The following is a 21,621-nucleotide window of genomic DNA, read 5'->3' as shown; positions in this document are numbered from 1 at the left end:
TCGGTGGTGGATCACTGGGAATTGGTGGCGCGCGAGCAGATTCGTGACACCCTCGCCCGCTACCACTGGGCCGGTGACGCCGGCCGGATCGACGACCTGACCCGAACTTTCTGCCCGGACGGCACCCTCGAGGTGCGGAACGTCGCCACGATGTGCGGGCGCAGCGAGATCGCCGCCTTCCTCGGCGGCGTCACCGCCCCCGCGCGCCCCGGATCGGCACCAGACCTGCGACGCATCGTCCGGCACAACCTGTCCAACACCCAGTTCCTCCAGCTGACACCCGAAAGCGCGCTCATCTCATCGTATTTCACCGTCATCACCGAGATGGGGCTGGATCACTGCGGACGTTACCGCGACACCCTGACACCGCACGACGGTGAGTGGCTCATCCGGCGCCGATTCGTGTCCACCGACTGGCGGGCATCCGACTCGACGATGGCGTCGCCGTCCTCGATGCACTGACCGGGTGTCGAACCACCCCGATTCGGGCATCATGACGGTGATGTCCACATCACGCCGCCTCCTCGCCACGCTCTGCGCGGCCGTGGTCGCCTCGGTCGCCGGCTGTTCTGACGCACACGCCGTCCCGCCGCCGGCCGACCTGACCGTCACCGTGCTGGGCGAGCTCCCGCACGACACCTCGGCCTACACCGAAGGCCTCGAGATCGCCTCCGGCGCCGACGGGTCGGCGCTCTACGAGAGCACCGGCCTGTCCGGGCAGTCCGAGCTGCGCGAACTCGACCCCGCCACCGGCGCCGTCCGCCGCGCCGCGCCGCTGCCCGGCGGATACTTCGGGGAGGGCATCACGGTCGTCGGCGACCGTGTCTGGCAGGTCACCTACCGCGACGGGGTGGCGATCGAGTGGGACCGCGCCTCGCTGACCCCGCGGCGGGAAGTGCCGCTCACGGGCGAGGGGTGGGGCCTGTGCCGCGACGGGGACCGGCTCGTACTCAGCGACGGCAGCGACCGGTTGCGGTTCATCGACCCGCGCGACTTCACCGAGACCGGCTCGGTGCAGATCACCCGCCCGGGCGGCGCGCCCGCCACCGGACTCAACGAGCTCGAATGTGTCGACGGCCAGGTGTGGGCCAACGTCTGGCCCACCGACGAGATCGTCCGCATCGACCTCTCCTCGGCGACGGTCGCCGCGAGCGCCGACGGCGCCGTCCTGCGCGACGGCGAACCCGCCGTGCAGGTGCTCAACGGCATCGCCCACACCGGCGGCGGCGAGTACCTGCTGACCGGTAAGAACTGGCCGGCCAGCTACCGGGTGCGGTTCGACCCCGTCGGCTGACCGTTCGTAACGTCAGGCAACACGCGTTGCCGCAGAACAGGTTTGGCGACCTTGCCGTTCGACGTCAGCGGCAACTCGTCGACCAGCACGACGTGGCGCGGCCTCTTGAACGGCGCCAGCCGGGCCCGCACGTGGGCGATCAGATCGTCGGCTGTCGGCAGGCTCCCCGCGCGCGGCACCACCACCGCGCAGATCGCCTCGCCCCAGTAGGCGTCCGGAACGCCCACCACCGCCACGGCGGCGACGTCGGGATGGGTCGACAACACGTCCTCCACCTCGCGTGAGGACACGTTCTCACCGCCGGTGACGATCACGTCCTTGCGGCGGTCGACCACCATCAGCCGGCCGGCGTCGTCGAGGCGGCCGACGTCGCCGGTGCGCAGCCACCCGTCCGCGGTGGCCGGTGTCGAGTCCGGCCAGTAGCCGGGGGTGACCTGCTCGCCGCGGACCACGATCTCACCGGTTGCGCCGGCGGGCACCGGACGGCCGCCGTCGTCGACGACCGCGACCTCGACGCCGGGGTGCGGACGGCCCGCGGTGGCCAGCACCGACGGCGCGGACGCACCGGCGCGGTGTTCGTCGGGGCCGAGGAAGGTGACGTTGCCCGCTGTCTCGGTCATCCCGTAGCCCTGGTGGAAGTCGACCCGCAGCACGGCGATCGCCCGGCGCAGCAGGTCGGCGGGGATCGCGGCCGATCCGTAGGCGACCGACTTCAGCGTCGGCAGCGCCGTCCCGGTGCGGTCTAGGTGGTCGAGCAGGCCCTGCAGCATCGTCGGCGCCAGCGAGCAGGACGTCACCCCGTGGGTCGCCACGGCGTCGGCGAACGCCGTGGGCGAGAACTTCGCCAGCAGCACCACACTGGACCCGGCGCCGTGGTGGACCAGCATGTTGTAGCCGGCGATGTGACACATCGGGAACGGCAACAGGTACACACCCCGGGGCACCGCCCGCCCCACGATGGTGCCGCGCACCGCGGCCAGCACCGAGCGGTGGGTGTGCAGAACGCCCTTCGGGGTTCCGGTCGACCCACTGGTGAACAGCAGCCAGGCGGGGTCGTCGGGCCGCGCCGGGCTCGGGCCCGCGGCAGGCCCGGCGGTGACCTGCCGCCACTGTGCGGAGTCCAGCGCGACGACGTGGCGGATCGACGGCACCCGCTCGGCGACGTCTCCGAGCGCAGCCAGGTGACGGCGTTCCGCGGCGAGCACCACCGGCGAGGCCGTCGCCAACTGGCCGGTCTGCTCGGCGGCCGACAGCCGCTGGTTGATCAGTGCGAGCACCCGCCCGCCGCGCGGGACCCCGTAGTACAGCTGCGCGTAGGCCAGGCTGTTGTCGGCGATGACCGCGACGCGGTCACCCGGCGCGGACCGGTCGGCGACCCAGCCCGCCACCGCGGCGGCCTGCCGGTCGAGCTCCGCGAAGGTGGCCGACACGTTCTCCGTGAGCACCGCGGGCCGCTCGGGCGCCACCGCCGCCGCGTCCGCGATCAGGTGGTGCAACAGCTGTGCGCTCACTTCGGGACGCCCAGTGCCAGCACCGCGGCGTCGTCCTCGACTCCGGAACCGAGCCCCTGCAACAACGTTCGGGTCGCGGCGATGAAGTCGGCGGGGGTGGTCGGGGCGTGCGCGGCGGCGAACCGCAGCAGCGCCCCGTCGTCGTTGAAGCGTTCGACGCCCACGCCGGTACGTGCCTCGGAGAGGCCGTCGGTGTACAGCACGAGTGTGTCCCCGGCACTCAGATGCATTCGCGTCGAGACGAATCGGGCCGCGGTCACGATGCCTGCGGGCATCCCGCCGACGGAGTCCGCCTCGTACACCCCGCCGTCGGCGGAGATCAGCACCGCCGGCGGGTGACCACCGCCGGCGAGGTGGACGTCGAATCCGCCGGCACGGCGCTCCAGTACTCCGAAGAGCACCGTGCAGAACGGCGTGGTGCCGCCTTCGCGTTCCTGCTTGAGGACCGTGTCGAGATTGTGTAGCACCGCCACCGGATCGCCGTCGATCACCGCGGCCGCCCGCAGTGTGTAGCGGGTCAGGGAGGTGACGCTCGCCGCCTCGGCGCCCTTGCCGCAGACGTCGCCGAGGAAGAACGCCCACCGGTCCCGACTGAGCGGGAACAGGTCGTAGAAGTCGCCGCTCACCTCCTCGGACGCCGGATGGTAGTAGGCGGCGGCGGCCAGTCCCGGCGGTGGTGTCAACGCCGGCGGCAGCAACGAGCGCTGCAACGTCCGTGCCAGCTGTTGCGCCCGCACGCGCTCCTGCTCGGCGCGCCTGCGTTCGGCCAGCAGTTCGCGTTCGTAGCTGCGCCGGTCGTGGGCGTCCTGAACGGCGATGCGCAACAGGCCGAGACGGCCGTCGGTGCCGCTGTCGGCATTGGCGGTGACCAGCATGGGCAGCCGGGTGCCGTCCGCCGCCACCAGGTCGAGGGTCACCCCGGCCAGGTGGCCCGCCGCGTGCAGCAGGGGAGCGAAGTGGGTTTCGAAGTGGATCCGTCCACCGGCCGTGAACAGGTCGGTGAACGGGACGCCGACCAGACCGTCGGGGGAATGGCCGAGCCAATTCGCGAGGGTGGCGTTGACCGCGAGGATCCGCCGGTCCGCCGTGGCGAGCAGAATTCCGCACGGAGCGTTGTCGTACAGGTCTTCGATGTTCCAGTCCGGCTGCGCCGCAGCGGGTTCGGGGCTCGTCACGGCGTCCGGGCGAATGCCGCGATCGCCTCGGCGGTGATGTCGGGCGCGCTCAGTTGTGGGCAGTGGCCGGTGGTGTCGAGGGTGACCAGCTCGCTGCCCTCGATGTGAGCCGAGACGTACGCGCCGACCTCGCGCGGTGCGAGCGCATCCTGTGCGCATTCGATCACCAGCGTCGGCACACTCACCCGGGACAGGTCGGAACGGTTGTCGGACAGGAACGTCGTGCGGGCGAACACCCGCGCGACCGACGGGTCGGTGCGGCAGAAGCTGTCCGCCAGTTCTTCGGACAGGTCGGGGCGGTCGGGCCGCCCGACGATGGTCGGCGCGATCGCGTAGGACCAGCCCAGGTAGTTGTCCTCGAGCGACTCGAGCAGTTCGTCGATGTCACTGCGCGCGAAGCCGCCGCGGTAGCCCTCGTCGTTGATGTAGCGCGGCGAGGGTGTCAGAAGCACGAGCTTGCGGACGCGGCCCGCGTCGGCGCCGACCGCGAGCACGCCCATCATGGCGGCCACCGAGTGGCCGACGAAAACCGCTTCCCGCAGGTCGAGGGCGGCGAGGACCTCGAGGATGTCCTCGGCGTAGGCCTGCAGCGAACCGTAGCGCTGCTGGTCCCATGCCGAGAGATCCGACGCGCCGCAACCGACGTGGTCGAACAGCACCACCTGGAACTCCGCCGACAGCAGGTCGGTGACCCGCCACCACATGTTCTGGTCGCAGCCGAATCCGTGCGCGAGCACCACGGTTGGTCCATCGGCGTTGCCGACGACCTGCACGTTGTTCCTCGCGCGCACATCCATCGACGTCATTTTCGCATCCGCGGCGACGGGTGCAGGGCGGAACCCGGCGGTTGTCGCTCAGCCCGCCTGCAACGGGATCGTCGCGACCAGCGCCGTTCCGGCGCCGGGCGGGCTGCTGATCTCCAACCGGCCGGACACCGCGGCCACCCGGTCGCTGAGCCCGATCAGCCCGGATCCGCCGCCGGTGCTGGCGCCGCCGACCCCGTCGTCGGTGACCGACAGGCGCAGCGCGTCACCGCTTGCCCGCAGCCGCACCGTCACCTCGCCGGCGTGCGCGTGTTTGGCGGCGTTGGTCAGTGACTCCGCGACGACGTAGTACGCCGCCACCTTGACCTGTTCTGGCAGCGCGCGGTCGGTCGCCGGGTCCAGGTCGAGGTCCAGGGCGACCGGCACCGGCGAGCGGCGCGCCAGGGACTTCACCGCGGGGCCGAGGCCACCGCGCGACAGGATGGCCGGGTGGATTCCGCGGGACAGTTCCTGCAGGTCCCGGTGCAGTTCGGTGAGTCCGGTGACCGCCCGGTCGAGCTGGTCGCGGATGTCGGGCCGGTCAGCGGGCACGGCGGCCTCGACCGCGCGCAGATCCATCCCCAGCGCGACGATCCGCTGCTGGGCGCCGTCGTGGAGGTCGCGTTCGATGCCACGCCGGGCCTGGTCGGCGGCGGTGATGATGCGCGCCCGGGACGCTCTGAGCTCGGCCCGGTTCTCGTCGTTGTGAATCGCGGTGGCGACCAGATCGCCGAAGTCGCCGACCCGCGCCTCGCATTCGGGCGGCATCGGCTGCGGGCCGGCGGAGCCGACGAGCAGCGCGCCGCGGACCTGCCCGTCGACGATGACCGGGGCGCCCACCCCGGAGCGCAGGCCGAGGGCTCGCATCCGCTCAGCGATCGGCCCGTGCGCCTCGGCGTAGTCGTCGATGCGGGCGGGCTCGGCGGTTCGGCGGATCTGGGAGCTCAGGCTGTCCCCGGTGAGTGGGAAGCGTTCGCCCGCATTGAGTGTCGCGTCGTCCCTGCTGTCATGGGTGGCGAGCACCACGCAGTGGTCGTCGGCCTCGTACCGGACCAGCGTGACGTGCTGGACCTGCAGACCCGTGGCGAGTTCGGCCACCGCGGCGGGATGGACCTCGGCCGGATCGGCGCCGCGCGCCACCAGCGTCGCGACCTTTCGCAGCGCCGCCTGTTGAGCTGCCAGCGCGCTGACCTCGGCGTGGCTGGCCGCCAGCGCCTCGTTGATCGCCCAGCGGTCGCGGGTCGCGGCCAGCAGGCCCTCCAGCGCGGGGATCATCCGGAGCACCCGCTGCTGCGCCGGTTTGGGCAGGCCGGCGGGGACCAGCAGCGTGCCGACCGGCTCGCCGTCGTCCTCCAGCGCGATCGCGGTCTGATCGTCGTCGCCGGCAAGGGTGTCGAGGTCGAGGTGCGCCGCGGGCAGGCCGAGCACCTCGGCCACCCGCCGGCCCGCGCCGTCGAGTGCGTCGCGCAGGTCACCCGCCCGCAGCGTCGAGCGGGCCAGTTCGGCGGAGAGGTCGGCCTCGATGCGGCGTTGCTCGGCCTCGGCGGCCCGCAGTCTCGCCTGCCCGGCGAGCAGATTGGCCAGCAGCGCCAGCGGCAGGAAGACGAACAGCGCGGGCGCCACGCTGTCGGTGCCCTCCAGGTGGAAGTACATGTAGACCGCGGCGCTGACCACCGAGGTGGCGACCGCCAAGCCGAGCCCCCAGGCAGCCGACACCACGAGCACGCCGAGCAGGAACACCGCCCCGAACGCGTTCTCCGGGGCTACCCGCTTGAGCTGCAGGACCAGCAGCGTCTCGGCGACGATGAACCCGACCGCGACCAGCACCCCGACCCACAGCGGTGGCGCCGTCGGGCGCACCACCAGCCTCAGCAGCCGGGTGTGCAGCGATTGCCATCGCCCTGTGTGTGCGGGCACCGGCTGATGGTAGTGCCCCGGCCTGACCGGGGCACCGCTAGCCGGTGCTGCGTTGCCCGCCGGCGCGCGGCGCAGATGTCTGCGCGCGGAGCGTTCATCCAAACCTTCTGTCCGCAGCCGAAATCGTCACCGCCGGAGCGCAACCGTTGAGTGAGGATGCATCCACATTGGATGTGGCCCGCCACAGCGTGTTTCGGGCGCTGACACCGTCCGCTCGGGGAATGTCGAAAACCTGCCGCGGAACCGGGCTCGCGCGTATCGTCCGCCCCAGCCTGGATCGGACGAAGGTGGGGGTCAGTGATGGCGTTCATTGATATGCGATGGCCACGACGGCTGGGACGGCTGACCGCCGTCGCGGTGCTCTCCGCGCTGATCGCGGGCACCGCCGGAACGGTCACCGCCGACGCGTATTCCAGCCCGGACCTGCCCGTCGAACAACTCGAGGTTCCCTCAGCGGCGATGGGCCGCCCGATCCGCGTCGAATTCCTCAGCGGCGGTCCGGGTTCGCACGCGGTGTACCTCCTCGACAGCATGGAGGCGAGCGACGACCGCAACGGGTGGGACATCAACACGGCGGTGTTCGACTGGTACAACGGCTCAGGTCTGTCGATGGTGCTTCCGGTCGGCGGCAAGTCCAGCTTCTACAGCGACTGGTACCAGCCTGCGGTCGGCAACAGCGGCACCTACACCTACAAGTGGGAGACGTTCCTGACTCAGGAGTTGCCGGCGTGGTTGGCGGCCAACCGCGATGTCGCGGCGAGTGGCAATGCGGCGGTCGGTCTTTCGATGGGCGGGTCGTCCGCGCTCGTGCTCGCCGCCCACCACCCGCAGTTGTTCGTCTACGCCGGTTCATTGTCGGGCTTCCTCAACCTGTCCGCCCCCGAGTGGGCGGGCCAGGTCCGCGTCGCGATGATGTGGAACGGCGGGTTCAACCCCGATGCGATGTGGGGACCGCCGGGCGACCCGGCGTGGGCCCGCAACGATCCCACGGTCAACGTCGACAGGCTCGTGGCCAACAACACCCGGGTCTGGATCTACTGCGGCAACGGCACCCCGACCGGCGTCGACGCCGCGGGGTCCACCGCACCGGTCGCGGGCCTGGGATTCCTCGAAGGCTTCGCGATCAAGTCCAACATCGCCTTCCGCGACCGCTACGTCGCGGCGGGCGGCCGCAACGGGATGTTCGATTTCCCCGACGGCACCCACAGCTGAGCCTACTGGGGCCAGCAACTGCAGGCGATGAAGCCCGACCTGCAGCGGGTGCTGGGCGCCGTTCCCGCTACATGAGGCGGCGCTGTCAGGCGGTGCTGCCCGCCACCGAATCCGTCGCCAGCGCCTTGGCCCACCGGTAGTCGGCCTTGCCCGCCGGTGACCGCACCACCTTCGTCGTCCGGATGAACGCCTTCGGGATCTTGTAGCGCGCAATGGATTTCGTGCACACATCGACGAGCTCGTCGTCGGTGGCCGAGCTGCCGTCGGCGAACTGGACGACGGCGACGACCTCGCTGCCCCAGCGTTCCGACGGCCGTCCCACCACCACGACGTCGTAGACGGCGGGGTGCGCGGCGATGGCCCGCTCGACCTCCTCGACGAAGATCTTTTCACCGCCGGAGTTGATGGTGACCGAGTCGCGGCCGAGCAGCTCGATCCGGCCGTCGTCCAGGACGTTGGCCCGGTCGCCGGGCACCGACCAGCGGACCCCGTCGATCGTCGGGAACGTCCTCGCTGTCTTGGCCTCGTCGCCCAGATACCCCAGCGGGATCAGGTCCCGCCGGGCCAGCCAGCCCTGACCCTCGCCCGGGCCGAGCACCCGGGTCAGATCGGCCGACACCACGGCCGTGTCGGCCTGCGGGTCGAAGACCGCCGGCCTTGCTCCCGATTCCGCCGCACCTGCCGCGGTGTAGGCGCTCATCTGGGCGCCCGACTCCGAGGACCCCACCGCGTCCATCACCATGACATGCGGCACGGCGGCCAGGATCCGGTCACGCACCGTAGGGGACAGCGGCGCACCGCCGTTGGTCATCGTGACCAGGCCCGAGAGGTCGTAGTCGCCCCGCTCGATCTCCTCGACCAGCGGGCGTGCGACGGCGTCGCCGACCATCGGGATGCTCAGCACGCGTTCCCGCTCGGCCACCCGCAGCGCGTCCTCGGGCCGCAGCCGGTCGACGTGGTCGGGGATGACGATCTTTCCGCCCATCGTCACGCCGGTGAACGTGGCCCACTGCGCGGCGCCATGCATGAACGGCGGGATCATCAGCATCGACATCACACCGGCCGACGCGGTGGCGCGCTCGGCGAGTTCGGCGTACGAGGTCAGGAACGTGTCGCTGCCGAAGGGGCGCCCGCCCATCGACGACATGAAGATGTCGTGCTGGCGCCACAGCACGCCCTTGGGCATGCCGGTGGTGCCGCCGGTGTACAGGACGTAGAGGTCGTCGCCCGAGGGCGTGGGCAGTCCGCCCGCGGGGGCAGGCGCCTCGGTGACCGACTCGTAGTCGACGGCGCCGGGCAGCAGGTCGTTGCCCGAGCCGTCGGCCACCTGGATGAGCACCTCGAGATGCGGCAGCTGATCACGGATGGCCGCGACCTGCGGGGCGAACTCGGCGGCGTACACGAGCGCCCTGGCCCGGGCGTCGGTCAGCAGGTAGACCAGTTCCTCGCCGACGTAGCGGTAGTTGACGTTGAACGGCGCAACCCGCGCGCGGAACGCCCCGACCATCGTCTCGATGTACTCGTTGCCGTTGCGCAGGTAGATGCCGAGATGGTCCTGTCCGGACTCGTGTCCGCCGAGATCGGGGCGTTCGACGTGGCAGCCGAGGCCGCGGCTCGCGAGATGGTTGGCCACGCCGGTCGCCCGGGCCTCGACCTGGCCGTAACTCAGCCTTCGGTCGCGCCAGACCAGGAAGGTGTGATCCGGGATCGCCTGTGCGACGGTGCCGAAGACGGTGGACAGGTCGAAGGCGACGGCGCCGCTGGTCATGCCAAGACCATACATTGCTGCATCATCTGTATGGTCGGGGTGATCACATCGGGAAGAAGCCGGCGCCCGTCTTCACCCCGGGCTGCCAGCCCCGGGCACCGAGGCACAGCATCGGCTTGCCGTCTGGTGACTGTGCCGCCGATTGCGGGCTGGGACAAGGCGCGCCGACCTGCTGGACGCCGTACAGCGCATACGAGCTGGTCCAGTACCCGCCGCTGCCCGGAGGCTGAGTCTGGTTGGGGATGTACTTGCACTGCAGCGGCTCGCCGCCGCGACCGCGGCCGAACACGTTGCGCTCCCAGTTGAAGCACGGCGCGCTGAGCCGGGCCTCGTAGTTCATGCCGGGCACGTCGGTCGAGTAACGCCCCGGATCGTCCGGGTAGTCGGTCTGCGGGTCGGCCGCGGCGCCCGGTGCCAGTGCGATTACCGCGCCGGCTGCCGCCGCGCTCACGAGAAGTCTGCGAAACATGTCCACCCTCAGATCTGACCAGCCCAGCGCTGCATTCGTCGGCCCCGCGCCGCAAATCCTAACGGCTGCCGCGGTGCCGACGAGAGATTTCCCCGTTACTCCCGGGCTTACTCTTCGGTGCGCTCTTCGGTGCGCTCTTCGGTGCGCTCTTCGGGGCGATCTTCGGAACTGGCGTCCAGGACGCTGACGGCGATGCCGTAGGGCAGGAACCGGACCCGGCGCGCCGGGTCGGTGTTGTTCTTGTTGGCCCGCAGTGCGTCGAGTTCGGTCGGATAGACCTGTTCGATGCGGGCGCCACCGTTGTCGTCGACGGTGAAGATCGCCCAGACTCCGTCGCCGGCCTCACCGGTGGTCTCCGGTTCGGTGCGGGGCCGGGAGAACCGCCCGAGCTCGTCGACCAGGGCTCCCCACCCGGCGCGTTCACCCGAGGTGCTGAACAACCTGCTGACGCCCTCGAGCGCCTCCCGCGCCACCCGGTCGAGGTCATCGGGATCGAATCCGAAAGGTCCATTGCTCATCGCCGTCCTCCTCCTGGCAGCAGCCTGGACTTCCACGGTACTCACCCAGTCTGCCCGCCGGTCCGCACCGACCGGGTGGTAAACCGCCATATGGCCTTCTCGCGTGCCGACACGCTCGCTGCCGCGCAGCAATCCCTGCTCAGGGCGGCCGCCCACGACCGCGCGGGCTGGCTCGACCTGTTCGCCGCGACCGCCCTGATCGAGGATCCCGTGGGTTCGCGCGCACACCGGGGCCGCGAGGAGATGGACCGCTTCTACCGCGCCTTCATCGCGCCGCGGCAGATCACCGCCCACTCCCGCCGCGACATCGTCGCCGGCGCGACCGTCATCCGGGACGTCACCCTCGAGGTCGTGATGAGCCCGTCGGTCACCATGCTGATCCCCGCCTACCTGCGGTACGACCTCGACCCGGTGGACCTGCGGATCACCCGGCTGCAGGCGTACTGGGAGCTGCCCGCGATGGTGGGTCAGTTCCTGCGCGCCGGCGTCGGCGCCGCACCGGCGGGCGTGCGGCTGTCGGCCGCGCTGCTGCGCAACCAGGGGCTGCACGGGACCGCCGGATTCCTCCTCGGTTTCCGCGGCGTGGGCAGGCGCGGGAAGCGCAGCTTCGCCCGGTTCCTCGCCGACGCGGCCGGCGGCGACGAGATCGCCGTGCGCCGCCGGTTGCCGGGGTCGGCGCCGATCCGCGACGGCGCGCAGGGCCCGATCTCGCGGACCGCGCTGTCGAGCCTGCTGGCCGGCGCCTCGACCGACAAGCTCGTCGCCGCGGGCCGAAACGTCGTCGCCACCGTCAGCCGTGACGGCCGGCACGGCGTGCTGATCGCCGGGCTGAACACGCCGCGGTACACGGTGACCGCGCTGCAGTACTACGCCGACGACGGCGGGGCCGGCGGTTAGCCGGCGGCGAACCGGGTAGACCGTCTAGGTGACCAGCCCCAAGGACGAAGACAAGAGCGAGACCGACGTCGACGACGACAACAAGGTCGCGGGATCTCGCGCCGGCAAAGAGGGCGACGAGGGCGACGGCTCCTACGTGGGCCGCACCTTCAACGACGATGCGCTCGACGACGAGGTCAGCGGTGCGGAAGCCCGCAGTCAACAGGGCGACAGCTGACCCCGCAGATTGCGGTTCGGCCACGCTGCGTTCACTCGGGGCGGCGGACGTGAGACCGTAACAGCATCATGGCTGCCCACGAGTACATGACCTACGAGGAATTCGGCCGGAAGTTCTACGAGTTCGCGGTCACTGACGAGCGCGTCGGTGGCGCGATCGCCGAGATCGCCGGCGACGCCTTCGAGATCGGTCCCATCGCACAGGGTCCGGGCAAGATCGCCAAGGTCACCGCCAAAGTCCAGGTTCAGGAACCGAAGGTGACCCGCCACGTCGGCGAGATGATCACGTTCGCCATCAAGATCCCGCTGGAGATCGACATGGTCGTCGACCTGCGCATCGACAAGCCGCGGTTCGTGGTCTACGGCGAGATCGCGCTGCGCGCGTCGGCGCTCGCCGCCGAACCCCTGCTGCTCATTCTCGACGTCAAGAAGCCGCGGCCGTCGGACATCGCCATCCACGTGACGTCCAAGACGCTGCGCGCGGAGGTGGTCCGCATCATCGGGGGCATCGACGCCGAGGTGAAACGGTTCATCGCCGCACACGTCGCCGGCGAGATCGACAGTCCCGCATCGCAACAGGCCCAGGTGATCAACGTCGCCGAGATGATCGACGAGAGCTGGACGGGTATCTGAGCCGGCTCACTTCTCCATCGTGAACTGGTTGACGTCGATGTAGCCGACCCGGAACATGTCCGCGCATCCGGTCAGGTACTTCATGTACCGGTCGTAGACCTCTTCGGACTGGATGGCGATGGCGTCGTCGCGGCGAGCCTCCAGCGCGGCGGCCCACAGGTCGAGGGTGCGCGCGTAGTGCGGCTGCAACGACTGCACCCGCGAGACCGTGAACCCGGCCTTGGTGCCGTGCTCCTCCACCATCGGGATCGACGGCAGCCGGCCGCCGGGGAAGATTTCGGTGACGATGAACTTCACGAACCGGGCGAACTGGAACGACAGCGGCATGCCCCGCTCGGCCATCTCCTTGGGGTGTAGCCCGGTGATGGTGTGCAGGAGCATCACGCCGTCGTCGGGCAGCGCGTCGTACGCCATCGCGAAGTAGTCGTCGTAACGGTCGAAGCCGAAGTGCTCGAACGCGCCGATCGACACGATGCGGTCGACCGGCTGGTCGAACTCCTCCCAGCCCTGCAGCCGGACCTCCCGGCTGCGCGGGCTGTCCAGCGCCGCGAACAACGTCTCGACGTGCGCCTTCTGGTTCTCCGACAGCGTCAGGCCGATCACGTTGACATCGTGCTTCTCGATCGCACGCAGCATCGTCGAGCCCCACCCGCAGCCGACGTCGAGCAGCGTCATGCCCGGCTGCAGGCCGAGCTTGCCCAGTGCGAGGTCGATCTTGGCGTACTGCGCCTCCTCGAGGGTCATGTCGTCACGCTCGAAGTACGCGCAGCTGTAGGTCCGAGTCGGGTCCAGGAACAACCGGAAGAAGTCGTCGGACAGGTCGTAGTGCGCCTGCACGTCCTCGAAGTGCGGGGTCAGACCGTCCGTGGCGGCGTCGCGGTCCGAGGGTGGCTTCGAGGTGATGTCCGGCATCCCGACAGCGTACGATTCCTCCGGTGCAGCGCAGACAACGACTGGGCATTCGAGCCCTGACCCTCGCCGCCGCGTTGGCCGTGAGTTCCACTCTCCTCGCCGCCCCCGCGCAGGCGGAACCCGCCGACGACGCCTTCCTGCGCTCGCTCGCCGACGCCGGCCTGGCGACCGGAAACCCGGCCGACACGGTGGCCCTCGGCCAGCAGGTGTGCCCGATGCTCGCCGACCCCGGTCAGGGAGCCGCCGACGCCACCGCCAAGGTCGCCGACACCGCAGGCATGCCGCTGGGCGCCGCCACCATGTTCACCGGCCTGGCGATCTCGATGTTCTGCCCGGCGATGGTGAGCCGCCTCGGCAACGGCGAGATCCCGCAGATCCCGCTGGGGCTCTTCGGCTTCTAGGCCGCCCGCCCCGCCTCACGCCGGCTCCGGCCGCACCCGCTGCAGTTCCGGCCGCCTGGGACCGCGGTCGTCGCCGACGGCCTGCCCCCGCAGGTGCCACCACAGATACGGCATCAGCATGTTGCGGGTCCACAGGGCCTGCGAGGTCAACCTGGTGCGCCAGGACGGCCAGGCCACGTCGGCGCCGCTGTGCGCCCAGTCGTGGCTGCTGCCCGGCAGGGCGAGCGCCTCGGCCGCGGCGGCCGCGAACAACGCGTGTCCCTTCGGCGAGCCGTGCACCCGATCGATGCTCCAGGTGTCCGGTTCCCGCATCGACGGCGCGCCGAACAGATCGACCAGGCGGAAGCCGTGCCGCGAGCTCGCATCGCGGATGACGGAATTGATCCGGCGCACGCGTGCGGCCAGCACACGGCCGATCGGCAGGATCTGTGCGATGTCGGGAAAGGTGGTGGTGACGACCGTGGCGCCGGAACGGGCCAGCGAGACGTACACCTCGTCGAGGTCACCGAGCGCGCGGTCGAACGAATTGCCGGGCCTGGTCACGTCATTCATGCCGATGCAGAGGGTGACGACGTCGGGCGCCATCGCGAGCGCCCGCGGCAGTTGGTCGTGCTTGACGTCTGCGATGCGACGGCCCCGCACAGCCAGGTTGGCGTATTCGAGCCCCGGCCGCTGCGCGTCGAGGATGGCCGCCAGTCGGTCCGCGAAGCCCGCCAGACCGCTCGAGTCGTCGCCGTCCCACAGTCCTTCGGTCTGGCTGTCGCCGAGTGCGACGTAGCGGGTGTATCCGGACACGAACCGAGACTCTAGCGACGGGGCGGCTCCGGCGGGTTGAGGCGCCGGAGGCCCGGGTAGCCGAGACATCGGGAACAGCCACGACCGCAGAGGAGGAGCACCATGCCGAACGAACTCGAGGGCAGGAAGATCGCGATCCTGGCCGCCGACGGGGTCGAGATGGTCGAGTTCGAACGACCCCGCGACACCGTCCACGACGCGGGCGGGCAGACCGAACTGCTGTCGTTGCAGGCCGGCGACATCGACGCCCGCAACCACGATCTGGAGCCGGCGGGCACCCTCACCGCGCAGCGGGCGGTCGCCGATGCGAGTGTCGACGACTACGACGGGCTGATTCTGCCCGGCGGCACGATCAACCCGGACAAGCTGCGCAAGGACGAGGCCGCCGTGAACTTCGTCCGCGACTTCGTCAATTCGGGGAAACCCGTCGCCGCGATCTGCCACGGGCCGTGGACCCTGGTCGAGGCGGGCGTCGTCGCGGGCCGCACGCTCACGTCATACGTGAGCATCCGCACCGACCTGCGCAACGCCGGCGCGACCGTCGTCGACCAGCAGGTGTGCATCGACGGCAACCTGATCACCAGTCGCTCACCCGACGACCTGCCCGCGTTCTGCCAGGCCATCGTCGACCGGTTCGCCAACACGCCCGCCCATACGTGAGCCGCTACCGCAGCTTGACGATGCGCGTCAGGTTGAGCGGTCGTCCGACCGCGCTGAGCTGGCCGATCAGGTACTCCAGACGGGTGCGCGGCATGGCCATCCGCCATTCGGGCACGACGCCCGAGAGCCGCACCACGCCTGGGGCGAAGCTGACACCGGTGAGCTCCAGACCGTGTGGCAGTTCCGGCAACCGCATTCGGTATCCCGGCGTGCGTCCGGGCAGCGCCCACCGCTTGCGCCGCAGGGTGACGCCGCGCGGTCGCAGCCACAGCGTGGAGCCGTCGAGCTGGGCGTCGACCTCCACGCAGCCGAGGCCGGGCCTGCGAACGAGCTGCAACCGGGCCACACCGTCGGTGCCGACGGCGCCCGACAGTCTCGGCGCCGCCCAGCGGAGCAGCTCGTCGAGCGCCGCCTCGGGGACGTCGAGGGTGAGTTCCACCGGCGCGGCCACCAGCACCGGCGGCGCCGACGGCCGCAGCGCGACGTTGTGGAGCACCGCGGCGGCAGCATCGAATCTGCTTCCCGCCCAGCTGATGTCGCGGGCGGACAGTCGCACCTCGCCGAGCTGGCCGACCGACAGCGCCCGCATGTCGAGGCGGGAATCGAACTCGGTCACGGTCAGCGTCAGATCGCCTGCGTCCAGCCTGACCGCCATCCGCCTGCCGACCACCATCCGCCGCAGCGTCATGAACAGCGTCCGGTACGCAGCCGCCGCGCCACCGGCGACCGGTGCCACCGCGGCGGCCGACCAGAGCCAGCCCAGCCGATCCAGCGTTCGCGCGCGCTGCTCCGACCGTGGACCCGTCACCGCTCCAGCATGGCACCGCCCCGCGCGGGGCCGCACCGTAAAATGGTCGCGATGACGTCCGTCGTGATCGTGGGCAGCGGATTCACCGGATTCGAATGCGCCCGCCAACTCGCCAAGATCCTGCGCAAACACGACGAGTCGAACGGCGGTTCGTCGGTCGACATCACGATCATCTCGCCGGTCGACTACATGCTGTACACCCCGCTGCTGCCCGACGTCGCCGGTGGCCTGGTCGACGCTCGCTTCGTCACGATTCCGCTCGCCAACGCCCTGCGCGGGGTGAAGGCGGTACGCGGCCGCGTGGACAGCGTCGACTTCGACGGCCGCACGGTCACCTTCACCGATCCCGAGCAGCGTTCGCGCAGCATGTCCTACGACCGCCTGGTCCTCACCCCCGGTTCGGTCACCAGGCTGTTCGACGTGCCCGGCCTCGCCGAGCACGCCCGCGGGCTCAAGTCCACCGCGGAGGCGCTGTACCTGCGCGACCACGTCCTCGAACAACTCGAGCTGGCCAACAACGACGACGATCCGGCGAAGGCCGCCGCGCGACGCACCGTCGTCGTGGTCGGAGCCTCGTACTCGGGCACCGAGCTCGCGGTTCAGCTGCGGGCCCTCGCCGACGCCGCCGCTGACTCGATGGGTTTCGATCCCCAGGCGGTCCGCTTCGTGCTGCTCGACCTCGCCGAGCAGGTGATGCCCGAGGTGGGGGAGAAGCTCGGCGCCGCGGCGATGCGGGTGCTGCGGGGCCGCGGCATCGACGTGCGGCTGGGCATCTCACTCAAGGAGGTGCACGCCGACCACGTTGTGCTGACCGATGACTCACGCATCGACACGCACACCGTCGCCTGGGTAACCGGTGTGACCGGGGCGCCGCTGATCGAGAACCTCGGCCTGCCGACCGAGAAGGGCAGGCTCAAGGTGCAGACCGATCTGCAGGTGCCCGGCCATCCCGACGTGTTCGCCGCAGGCGACGCCGCTGCGGTGCCCGACCTCACGCAGCCCGGCAAGATCACCCCGCCCACCGCGCAGCACGCCACCCGGCAGGGCAAGGTGCTTGCCCGCAACGTCGCGGCCAGCCTCGGCGTCGGCACCCCGAAGCAGTACAAGCACCGCAACATGGGCCTCGTCGTCGACCTCGGCCCGCGCTACGCGGTGGCCAACCCGCTCAACGTCCGGCTGTCCGGTTTCCCCGCCAAGGTCGTCACCCGCGCCTACCACCTGTACGCGATCCCGCGGCTGGTGAACCGGTGGGCGGTGTCGTTGGCCTACCTCACCGACGTGTTCTTCGCCCGGTCGGTGGTGTCGATCGGGTTGTCATCGGCCGACGACGCGCAGTTCTCGGCCAGCGAGGGCATCCCGATGCCGAAGGTGGATTGATTCAAAACCCGCCGAGTGGGAACAGAACCACCATGGCTACCTACCGTGTGCTGAATCCGAAGGGCGATGTCGTCGAGACCAAGGACATCGAGAGCGCCGACGACGCGCACGCCTGGTTCGTCGACCAGGTCGAGGGCAACGAGCTGGGCTGGCGGATGGAGGTCCAGGTCGACGACGGGCGGTGGGACTTCATCGACGACAGCGAGGGTGACCGCTCCTACTAGGGCCGTCGATGAGGTGATCCGGCAACGGGTTTCGCGCTCCGCCGGGTGTGGTCGCAGGGTGCGGCGGCCGACCGCACCGTAAGGTCGGGCAATGGCCACTGTGGCGATTCTGGGGGGCGGGGTCGGCGGACTGAGCGCCGCGCACGAGCTGATCGAACGCGGTTACGAGGTCGACGTCTACGAGCGCAACGCCGAACTCGGCGGCAAGGCGCGCTCGATACCGGTGGCGGGCTCGGGGGTCGGTGGCCGGGCGGACCTTCCCGCCGAACACGGCTTCCGGTTCTTTCCCGGCTTCTACCGCCACCTCACCGACACGATGAGCCGGATTCCCGCCGGTTCCGGGTTCGCGGTCGGGCACCTCACGCCGGCGACGCAGATACTGTTGGCCCAGTCCGGCCGCCGCAACGAGTTGATCGCGCCCACGGACCTGCCGACGACGCCCGACGACCTCACGGCCCTGATGCGTTTCCTGTGGGATTTCGCGGTCCAACTGCGCATTCCGCCGACCGACCTCACCTTCTTCCTGCGCCGCATGCTCACCTTCCTGCTGTCGTGCGACGAGCGCCGTGAGCAGCAGTGGGAGCACATGAGCTGGTGGGACTTCACCGACGCCGACGCGCGGTCGGAGAAGTACCGCAGGTTCCTCGTCGACGGGCTGACCCGCTCGCTCGTCGCCGCGCAGGCCAGACACATGTCGGCGCGCAGCGGTGGGCTGATCCTGTGGCAGATCCTGTTCGACATGGTCGATCGCAGCCGACCGGTGGACCGCGTGCTCGACGGGCCGACGAGCGAGGTGTGGATCGAACCGTGGGTCCGCCACCTGGAGCAGCGGGGGGTGCGATTCCACCGGCGGCACGAGGTCACCGGGATCCGATGCTCGGACGGTCGGGTCTCCGCCGTCGTGCTCACCGCGGCGGACGGCGACGGGTCGACGGGCGGAGTCGTCGAGATCACCGCCGACCACTTCGTCTCGGCGATGCCGGTGGAGCGTCTCGACGTCCTGATCACCCCTGAACTCAAGACCGCCGAGCCAAGACTGGCCGGGCTCAAACGACTGATCACGCGGTGGATGAACGGGGTGATCTTCTTCCTGGACCGTGACGTGCCTCTGGCCCACGGCCATGCGCTGTTCGTCGACTCCGAATGGGCGCTGACCGCGATCTCGCAGAAGCAGTTCTGGCCCGACGTCGACCTGTCTGCCCGCGGCGACGGCACCGTGCGCGGCATCCTGTCCGTCGACGTGTCGGACTGGTACACGCCAGGCAGGCGCACCGGCAAACCGGCGATCCAGTGCACCGAACGCGAGATCCGGGAAGAGGTGTGGGGGCAGATCCTCGACCACATCGACGACGGATCGCTCGACCGCGCCAACATCGTCGACTGGTTCCTCGACCCCGCGATCGGCTTCCCCGATCCGGCGGTGGTGACCAACGCCGAACCGCTGCTGATCAACACCGCCGGATCACTGCCGGACCGACCACCGGCCGCCACCGCGATCCCCAACCTGTTCCTGGCCGCCGACTTCGTACGTACCAACACCGATCTGGCGACCATGGAGGCCGCCAACGAGGCCGCCCGCGCCGCGGTGAACGGCATCCTCGACGCCGACGGCTCCGGCGCGGCGCGCTGCACGATCCACCCCCTTCACGAACCGGAGTCGCTGCGTCCCCTGCGCGACCTCGACGCCGTGCGGTGGCGGGTGGAGCGGTCGTTGGGAGCCGTGTTCGGTGCCGGGCGGAACGCCACCGCGGACCTGGCGCGGATGCTGCCGGACGCCGTACTCGGTGCGGCGCGGTTGTTCCGCTGAGGGGAGGATGGCGCAGTGCCGAAACTCAGTGCGGGCCTGCTTCTCTACCGGGTGACCGGTGGCGTCGTCGAAGTGCTGCTCGGTCATCCCGGAGGCCCGTTCTGGGCGCGTAGGGACGACGGCGCCTGGTCGGTGCCCAAGGGGGAGTACGCCGACGGCGAGGACCCGTGGACGGTCGCGCGGCGGGAGTTCGGCGAGGAGCTCGGCAAGGAGCCACCCGCCGGCGCGCCGACGCGCTTCGACCCGGTCAGACAACCCGGCGGCAAGGTGGTCACCGTCTTCGCGGTCCGGGGCGACCTCGATCTCGACGGCTGCGTGAGCAACACGTTCACCATCGAGTGGCCGAAAGGATCGGGAACGCTCAGGGAGTTCCCGGAGATCGACCGGGTGGCCTGGTTCCCCGTGGCGGCGGCCCGGGAGAAGCTGCTGAAGGGCCAGCGGCCCCTGCTGGACCGTCTGATGCTCCAGCCCGATCTGGCCGGCTGCGCGGAGGGTGCGGCCTGACCACCCGGGCCGGGCGGATCTCGATTGCGTTGATGGTCAGTGCGCGGCCGTGGATCCGCCAGCCCGATCCTGTGCGCTGGTACTCGTCGTCGTAGCGCAGATGCCACACCACGTCGGTGACACGGCCGTCCTCGACGGTCCAGTGGTGCGCGATGCAGGTGACCCGCCCGAGGGCGTAATCATGATGCGGCCCCTCGGCATACACCTCGCCGAGGATCGCGTGCTCGGTGCGCTGCACGCCGGCGACGGCGGCAAGCGCCGTGCGCACCCCGTCCTGTCCGTGATGGCGGCGCACCGGCTCCAGCGCCCGCGGCGGGTCGGGCAGCCACAGCTCCGCGGTGTCGGTGAACAGGGCGACCACGTCATCGAACCGGCGGTCGTCGACCGCCGCGGCGTACAGGTGCACGAGGTCGGCGACGGCGAGCCGGTCGGGCACGTCGAGCGTCACGGCCGCAGCCCCAGTCTGCGGGCACAGTGGGAGAGCAGCTCGCGAGCGTCGGCGATGTCCCGGACGGGCGGCATCGCCAGCACGAGCCGGTCCGCGCCGAGTGCCGCGAGCTTCTCCGCACGGGCCGCGTCCACCCGGGTGACCAGATGCCCCAGCGACACCTCCAGCACGGCGGGGTCGCGGCCCGCGGCCTGAGCACTCTCGCGCATCTCGGTGAGCAAGCCGGTCAGCTCCGCGCCGGCCACGCCGAGGGGCTGGAAGCCGTCCCCGAATCGGCCTGCCCGCCGGGCCGCGGCGCGGCTGTGACCGCCGATGTGTACGGGGATGTGCGACAACGGTTTCGGATAGCTCATCGCGTTGGCGAAGGTGAAGAACTCGCCGGTGAAGTCCGCGCCCTCCGGCCGGTGCTCCCACAGCGTGCGCAGCACCTGGAGTTGTTCGTCGGCGCGCCGGCCACGGGCGTGGAACGGCGCGCCGCAGGCCTCCACCTCCTCCTTCAGCCACCCGGTGCCGACCGCCAGCCGAAGCCGCCCGCCCGAGAGGACATCCACGGTCGCCGCGCGTTTGGCCAGCACGACGGGGTGGTGGTTGGGCAGCACCAGCACACCGGTGGCCAGCACCAGGCGTTCGGTCTGTCCCGCAAGGAACGCCAGCAGGTCCAGTGGGTCGGGCACCGGGCAGTCCGCGGCGAGTTCGACGCGGCCCGAGTCGTCATAGGGGTAGACGCTGTCGTACTCGGTCATCAGCACGGTGTGCTCGACGACGACGACGGACTCGAACCCGCAGTCCTCGACGTGGCGGGCGAAATCCGCCATCCACTTCGGATCGGCGGTGACCCCGGCGGCTACCGGTGCGACGACGGCGAATTTCACAGCGGCGGTAGGCCGTTGCTCTCGCGGATGGACCGGCGGCACTCGCGGCGGGTCATGTCGGTCTGCTGCATGCAGACCCGCACCGGCGGCTCCTCCTCCGCGGGTAGCGGCTCGTCGGTCGGCGCCGTGGTGACGGTGGGGCTCGGGATGTCGCCCTGAGTGAGCGACCAGATGGTCGAGTCGGTGCCCTGCAGCGTTTCGCAGTAGGCGGTGGAACCGTCGGCGGTGGTGGCGGTGCTGCCGGCCGGCGAGCAGTCGGCGCCGACCACCGCCGCCGCGGGTGCGGCCGCCGTTGTCGGCGGCGGCGACCCGGTCACGGTGTCCGTGGGGCTGGGCGGCGGCGGGGCGGGCGGAGCGGCGGGGGGCGCGCTCGGGGACCCGGCAGCGCTCGGCGACGTGG

The 21,621-nt window shown here is 70.6% G+C and carries 22 protein-coding genes and 3 pseudogenes; 12 read left to right on the top strand and 13 right to left on the bottom strand.

What is annotated here, in order from left to right; translation table 11 throughout:
• Positions 1–6: 6 nt before the first annotated feature.
• Both H7I41_RS20830 and H7I41_RS20825 read left to right on the top strand, forming a co-directional pair.
• The gene (locus H7I41_RS20830; protein WP_264014567.1) at positions 7–462 is read left to right on the top strand and encodes a nuclear transport factor 2 family protein; all 456 of its coding nucleotides are present in this window, start codon (positions 7–9) and stop codon (positions 460–462) included.
• 31 nt (positions 463–493) lie between these two features.
• Positions 494–1,294 (top strand): glutaminyl-peptide cyclotransferase, encoded by an 801-nt coding sequence (locus tag H7I41_RS20825; RefSeq protein WP_264014566.1) that lies wholly within the window; start codon positions 494–496, stop codon positions 1,292–1,294.
• Here H7I41_RS20825 and H7I41_RS20820 read toward each other — a convergent pair.
• From H7I41_RS20820 to H7I41_RS20805, 4 genes are read right to left on the bottom strand one after another with little or no spacing between them, the layout of a single operon-like run.
• Positions 1,264–2,805 carry an AMP-binding protein gene (locus H7I41_RS20820; protein ID WP_264014518.1) on the bottom strand — a complete coding sequence of 514 codons (1,542 nt, stop codon included), beginning with the start codon at positions 2,803–2,805 and terminating at the stop codon, positions 1,264–1,266. The two genes, H7I41_RS20825 and H7I41_RS20820, sit on opposite strands and share 31 nt — an antisense overlap.
• Complete coding sequence (locus H7I41_RS20815; RefSeq protein ID WP_264014517.1) at positions 2,802–3,980, bottom strand: PP2C family protein-serine/threonine phosphatase; 1,179 nt, start codon at positions 3,978–3,980, stop codon at positions 2,802–2,804. The genes H7I41_RS20820 and H7I41_RS20815 overlap by 4 nt, the downstream gene beginning before the upstream one ends.
• A complete protein-coding gene (locus H7I41_RS20810) occupies positions 3,977–4,777 on the bottom strand; it encodes an alpha/beta fold hydrolase (RefSeq protein ID WP_264014516.1) in 801 nt (266 codons plus the stop codon). Before H7I41_RS20810 ends, H7I41_RS20815 begins: the two co-directional genes overlap by 4 nt.
• A gap of 57 nt (positions 4,778–4,834) precedes the next feature.
• Positions 4,835–6,700, bottom strand: a complete 1,866-nt coding sequence (locus H7I41_RS20805; RefSeq protein ID WP_264014515.1) for a sensor histidine kinase — start codon at positions 6,698–6,700, stop codon at positions 4,835–4,837.
• A 300-nt stretch (positions 6,701–7,000) separates the two neighbouring features.
• Between H7I41_RS20805 and H7I41_RS20800 the strand changes: the two are divergent.
• Positions 7,001–7,987, top strand: a pseudogene (locus H7I41_RS20800) (esterase family protein).
• Positions 7,988–7,997: 10 nt separating this feature from the next.
• Here H7I41_RS20800 and H7I41_RS20795 read toward each other — a convergent pair.
• The 3 genes from H7I41_RS20795 to H7I41_RS20785 all read right to left on the bottom strand — a co-directional run bounded on the left by H7I41_RS20795 (position 7,998) and on the right by H7I41_RS20785 (position 10,667).
• Entirely contained in the window at positions 7,998–9,680 is a 1,683-nt protein-coding gene (locus tag H7I41_RS20795) for an acyl-CoA synthetase (protein ID WP_264014514.1), read from the bottom strand.
• Between the two features lie 43 nt (positions 9,681–9,723).
• Positions 9,724–10,149, bottom strand: a complete 426-nt coding sequence (locus tag H7I41_RS20790; protein WP_264014513.1) for a hypothetical protein — start codon at positions 10,147–10,149, stop codon at positions 9,724–9,726.
• A gap of 107 nt (positions 10,150–10,256) precedes the next feature.
• Positions 10,257–10,667 (bottom strand): Rv0313 family protein, encoded by a 411-nt coding sequence (locus H7I41_RS20785; protein WP_264014512.1) that lies wholly within the window; start codon positions 10,665–10,667, stop codon positions 10,257–10,259.
• Between the two features lie 90 nt (positions 10,668–10,757).
• Here H7I41_RS20785 and H7I41_RS20780 point away from each other — a divergent pair, with 90 nt between their 5' ends.
• The 3 genes from H7I41_RS20780 to H7I41_RS20770 all read left to right on the top strand — a co-directional run bounded on the left by H7I41_RS20780 (position 10,758) and on the right by H7I41_RS20770 (position 12,413).
• Complete coding sequence (locus H7I41_RS20780; RefSeq protein ID WP_264014511.1) at positions 10,758–11,564, top strand: nuclear transport factor 2 family protein; 807 nt, start codon at positions 10,758–10,760, stop codon at positions 11,562–11,564.
• A gap of 28 nt (positions 11,565–11,592) precedes the next feature.
• Positions 11,593–11,781, top strand: a complete 189-nt coding sequence (locus tag H7I41_RS20775; protein ID WP_264014510.1) for a hypothetical protein — start codon at positions 11,593–11,595, stop codon at positions 11,779–11,781.
• Positions 11,782–11,849: 68 nt separating this feature from the next.
• The gene (locus H7I41_RS20770) at positions 11,850–12,413 is read left to right on the top strand and encodes a hypothetical protein (RefSeq protein WP_264014509.1); all 564 of its coding nucleotides are present in this window, start codon (positions 11,850–11,852) and stop codon (positions 12,411–12,413) included.
• Between the two features lie 6 nt (positions 12,414–12,419).
• Here the strand turns inward: H7I41_RS20770 and H7I41_RS20765 are convergent, their stop codons facing one another.
• Entirely contained in the window at positions 12,420–13,325 is a 906-nt protein-coding gene (locus H7I41_RS20765; protein WP_264014508.1) for a cyclopropane mycolic acid synthase family methyltransferase, read from the bottom strand.
• Positions 13,326–13,348: 23 nt separating this feature from the next.
• On the opposite strand from H7I41_RS20765, the gene H7I41_RS20760 reads away from it, so the two are divergent.
• The gene (locus H7I41_RS20760) at positions 13,349–13,726 is read left to right on the top strand and encodes a DUF732 domain-containing protein (RefSeq protein WP_264014507.1); all 378 of its coding nucleotides are present in this window, start codon (positions 13,349–13,351) and stop codon (positions 13,724–13,726) included.
• A 15-nt stretch (positions 13,727–13,741) separates the two neighbouring features.
• On the opposite strand, the gene H7I41_RS20755 is transcribed toward H7I41_RS20760, so the two are convergent.
• On the bottom strand, positions 13,742–14,521 hold the full coding sequence (locus H7I41_RS20755; protein WP_264014506.1) for an SGNH/GDSL hydrolase family protein: 780 nt from the start codon (positions 14,519–14,521) through the stop codon (positions 13,742–13,744).
• 102 nt (positions 14,522–14,623) lie between these two features.
• Here H7I41_RS20755 and H7I41_RS20750 point away from each other — a divergent pair, with 102 nt between their 5' ends.
• A complete protein-coding gene (locus H7I41_RS20750; RefSeq protein WP_264014505.1) occupies positions 14,624–15,181 on the top strand; it encodes a type 1 glutamine amidotransferase domain-containing protein in 558 nt (185 codons plus the stop codon).
• A 4-nt stretch (positions 15,182–15,185) separates the two neighbouring features.
• Here the strand turns inward: H7I41_RS20750 and H7I41_RS20745 are convergent, their stop codons facing one another.
• Complete coding sequence (locus tag H7I41_RS20745) at positions 15,186–15,989, bottom strand: hypothetical protein (protein WP_264014504.1); 804 nt, start codon at positions 15,987–15,989, stop codon at positions 15,186–15,188.
• Between the two features lie 51 nt (positions 15,990–16,040).
• On the opposite strand from H7I41_RS20745, the gene H7I41_RS20740 reads away from it, so the two are divergent.
• From H7I41_RS20740 to H7I41_RS20725, 4 genes are all read left to right on the top strand, one after another.
• The gene (locus tag H7I41_RS20740; RefSeq protein WP_264014503.1) at positions 16,041–17,366 is read left to right on the top strand and encodes an NAD(P)/FAD-dependent oxidoreductase; all 1,326 of its coding nucleotides are present in this window, start codon (positions 16,041–16,043) and stop codon (positions 17,364–17,366) included.
• 32 nt (positions 17,367–17,398) lie between these two features.
• Positions 17,399–17,590: a hypothetical protein gene (locus H7I41_RS20735; protein ID WP_264014502.1), complete on the top strand. Its 192-nt coding sequence runs from the start codon at positions 17,399–17,401 to the stop codon at positions 17,588–17,590.
• A 91-nt stretch (positions 17,591–17,681) separates the two neighbouring features.
• A complete protein-coding gene (locus H7I41_RS20730) occupies positions 17,682–19,397 on the top strand; it encodes a hydroxysqualene dehydroxylase (protein ID WP_264014501.1) in 1,716 nt (571 codons plus the stop codon).
• Positions 19,398–19,412: 15 nt separating this feature from the next.
• Entirely contained in the window at positions 19,413–19,901 is a 489-nt protein-coding gene (locus tag H7I41_RS20725; protein WP_264014500.1) for an NUDIX hydrolase, read from the top strand.
• A gap of 55 nt (positions 19,902–19,956) precedes the next feature.
• Here the strand turns inward: H7I41_RS20725 and H7I41_RS20720 are convergent.
• The 3 genes and pseudogenes from H7I41_RS20720 to H7I41_RS20710 all read right to left on the bottom strand — a co-directional run.
• Positions 19,957–20,337 (bottom strand): annotated as a pseudogene (locus H7I41_RS20720) (nuclear transport factor 2 family protein); the annotation flags it as partial.
• 8 nt (positions 20,338–20,345) lie between these two features.
• Positions 20,346–21,221, bottom strand: a complete 876-nt coding sequence (locus H7I41_RS20715) for an LLM class F420-dependent oxidoreductase (protein WP_264014499.1) — start codon at positions 21,219–21,221, stop codon at positions 20,346–20,348.
• Positions 21,218–21,621: pseudogene (locus H7I41_RS20710) on the bottom strand (serine/threonine protein kinase); the annotation flags it as partial. The pseudogene H7I41_RS20710 and the gene H7I41_RS20715, both read right to left, overlap by 4 nt.

This window comes from [Mycobacterium] manitobense (assembly GCF_025821665.1).
GTDB lineage: Bacteria > Actinomycetota > Actinomycetes > Mycobacteriales > Mycobacteriaceae > Mycobacterium > Mycobacterium arseniciresistens.
The sequence above is the reverse complement of the archived record's forward strand: the minus strand, read 5'-3'. Positions and strand labels throughout refer to the sequence as shown.

Excerpts from the sequence above, each read along its gene's own strand:
- H7I41_RS20795 (WP_264014514.1), bottom strand. The coding sequence starts at position 9,680 with ATGACCAGCGGCGCCGTCGCCTTCGACCTGTCCACCGTCTTCGGCACC.
- H7I41_RS20730 (WP_264014501.1), top strand. The coding sequence starts at position 17,682 with ATGGCCACTGTGGCGATTCTGGGGGGCGGGGTCGGCGGACTGAGCGCC.
- H7I41_RS20780 (WP_264014511.1), top strand. The coding sequence starts at position 10,758 with ATGGCCTTCTCGCGTGCCGACACGCTCGCTGCCGCGCAGCAATCCCTG.
- H7I41_RS20785 (WP_264014512.1), bottom strand. The coding sequence starts at position 10,667 with ATGAGCAATGGACCTTTCGGATTCGATCCCGATGACCTCGACCGGGTG.
- H7I41_RS20770 (WP_264014509.1), top strand. The coding sequence starts at position 11,850 with ATGGCTGCCCACGAGTACATGACCTACGAGGAATTCGGCCGGAAGTTC.
- H7I41_RS20740 (WP_264014503.1), top strand. The coding sequence starts at position 16,041 with ATGACGTCCGTCGTGATCGTGGGCAGCGGATTCACCGGATTCGAATGC.
- H7I41_RS20810 (WP_264014516.1), bottom strand. The coding sequence starts at position 4,777 with ATGGATGTGCGCGCGAGGAACAACGTGCAGGTCGTCGGCAACGCCGAT.
- H7I41_RS20750 (WP_264014505.1), top strand. The coding sequence starts at position 14,624 with ATGCCGAACGAACTCGAGGGCAGGAAGATCGCGATCCTGGCCGCCGAC.
- H7I41_RS20765 (WP_264014508.1), bottom strand. The coding sequence starts at position 13,325 with ATGCCGGACATCACCTCGAAGCCACCCTCGGACCGCGACGCCGCCACG.
- H7I41_RS20825 (WP_264014566.1), top strand. The coding sequence starts at position 494 with ATGACGGTGATGTCCACATCACGCCGCCTCCTCGCCACGCTCTGCGCG.
- H7I41_RS20790 (WP_264014513.1), bottom strand. The coding sequence starts at position 10,149 with ATGTTTCGCAGACTTCTCGTGAGCGCGGCGGCAGCCGGCGCGGTAATC.
- H7I41_RS20735 (WP_264014502.1), top strand. The coding sequence starts at position 17,399 with ATGGCTACCTACCGTGTGCTGAATCCGAAGGGCGATGTCGTCGAGACC.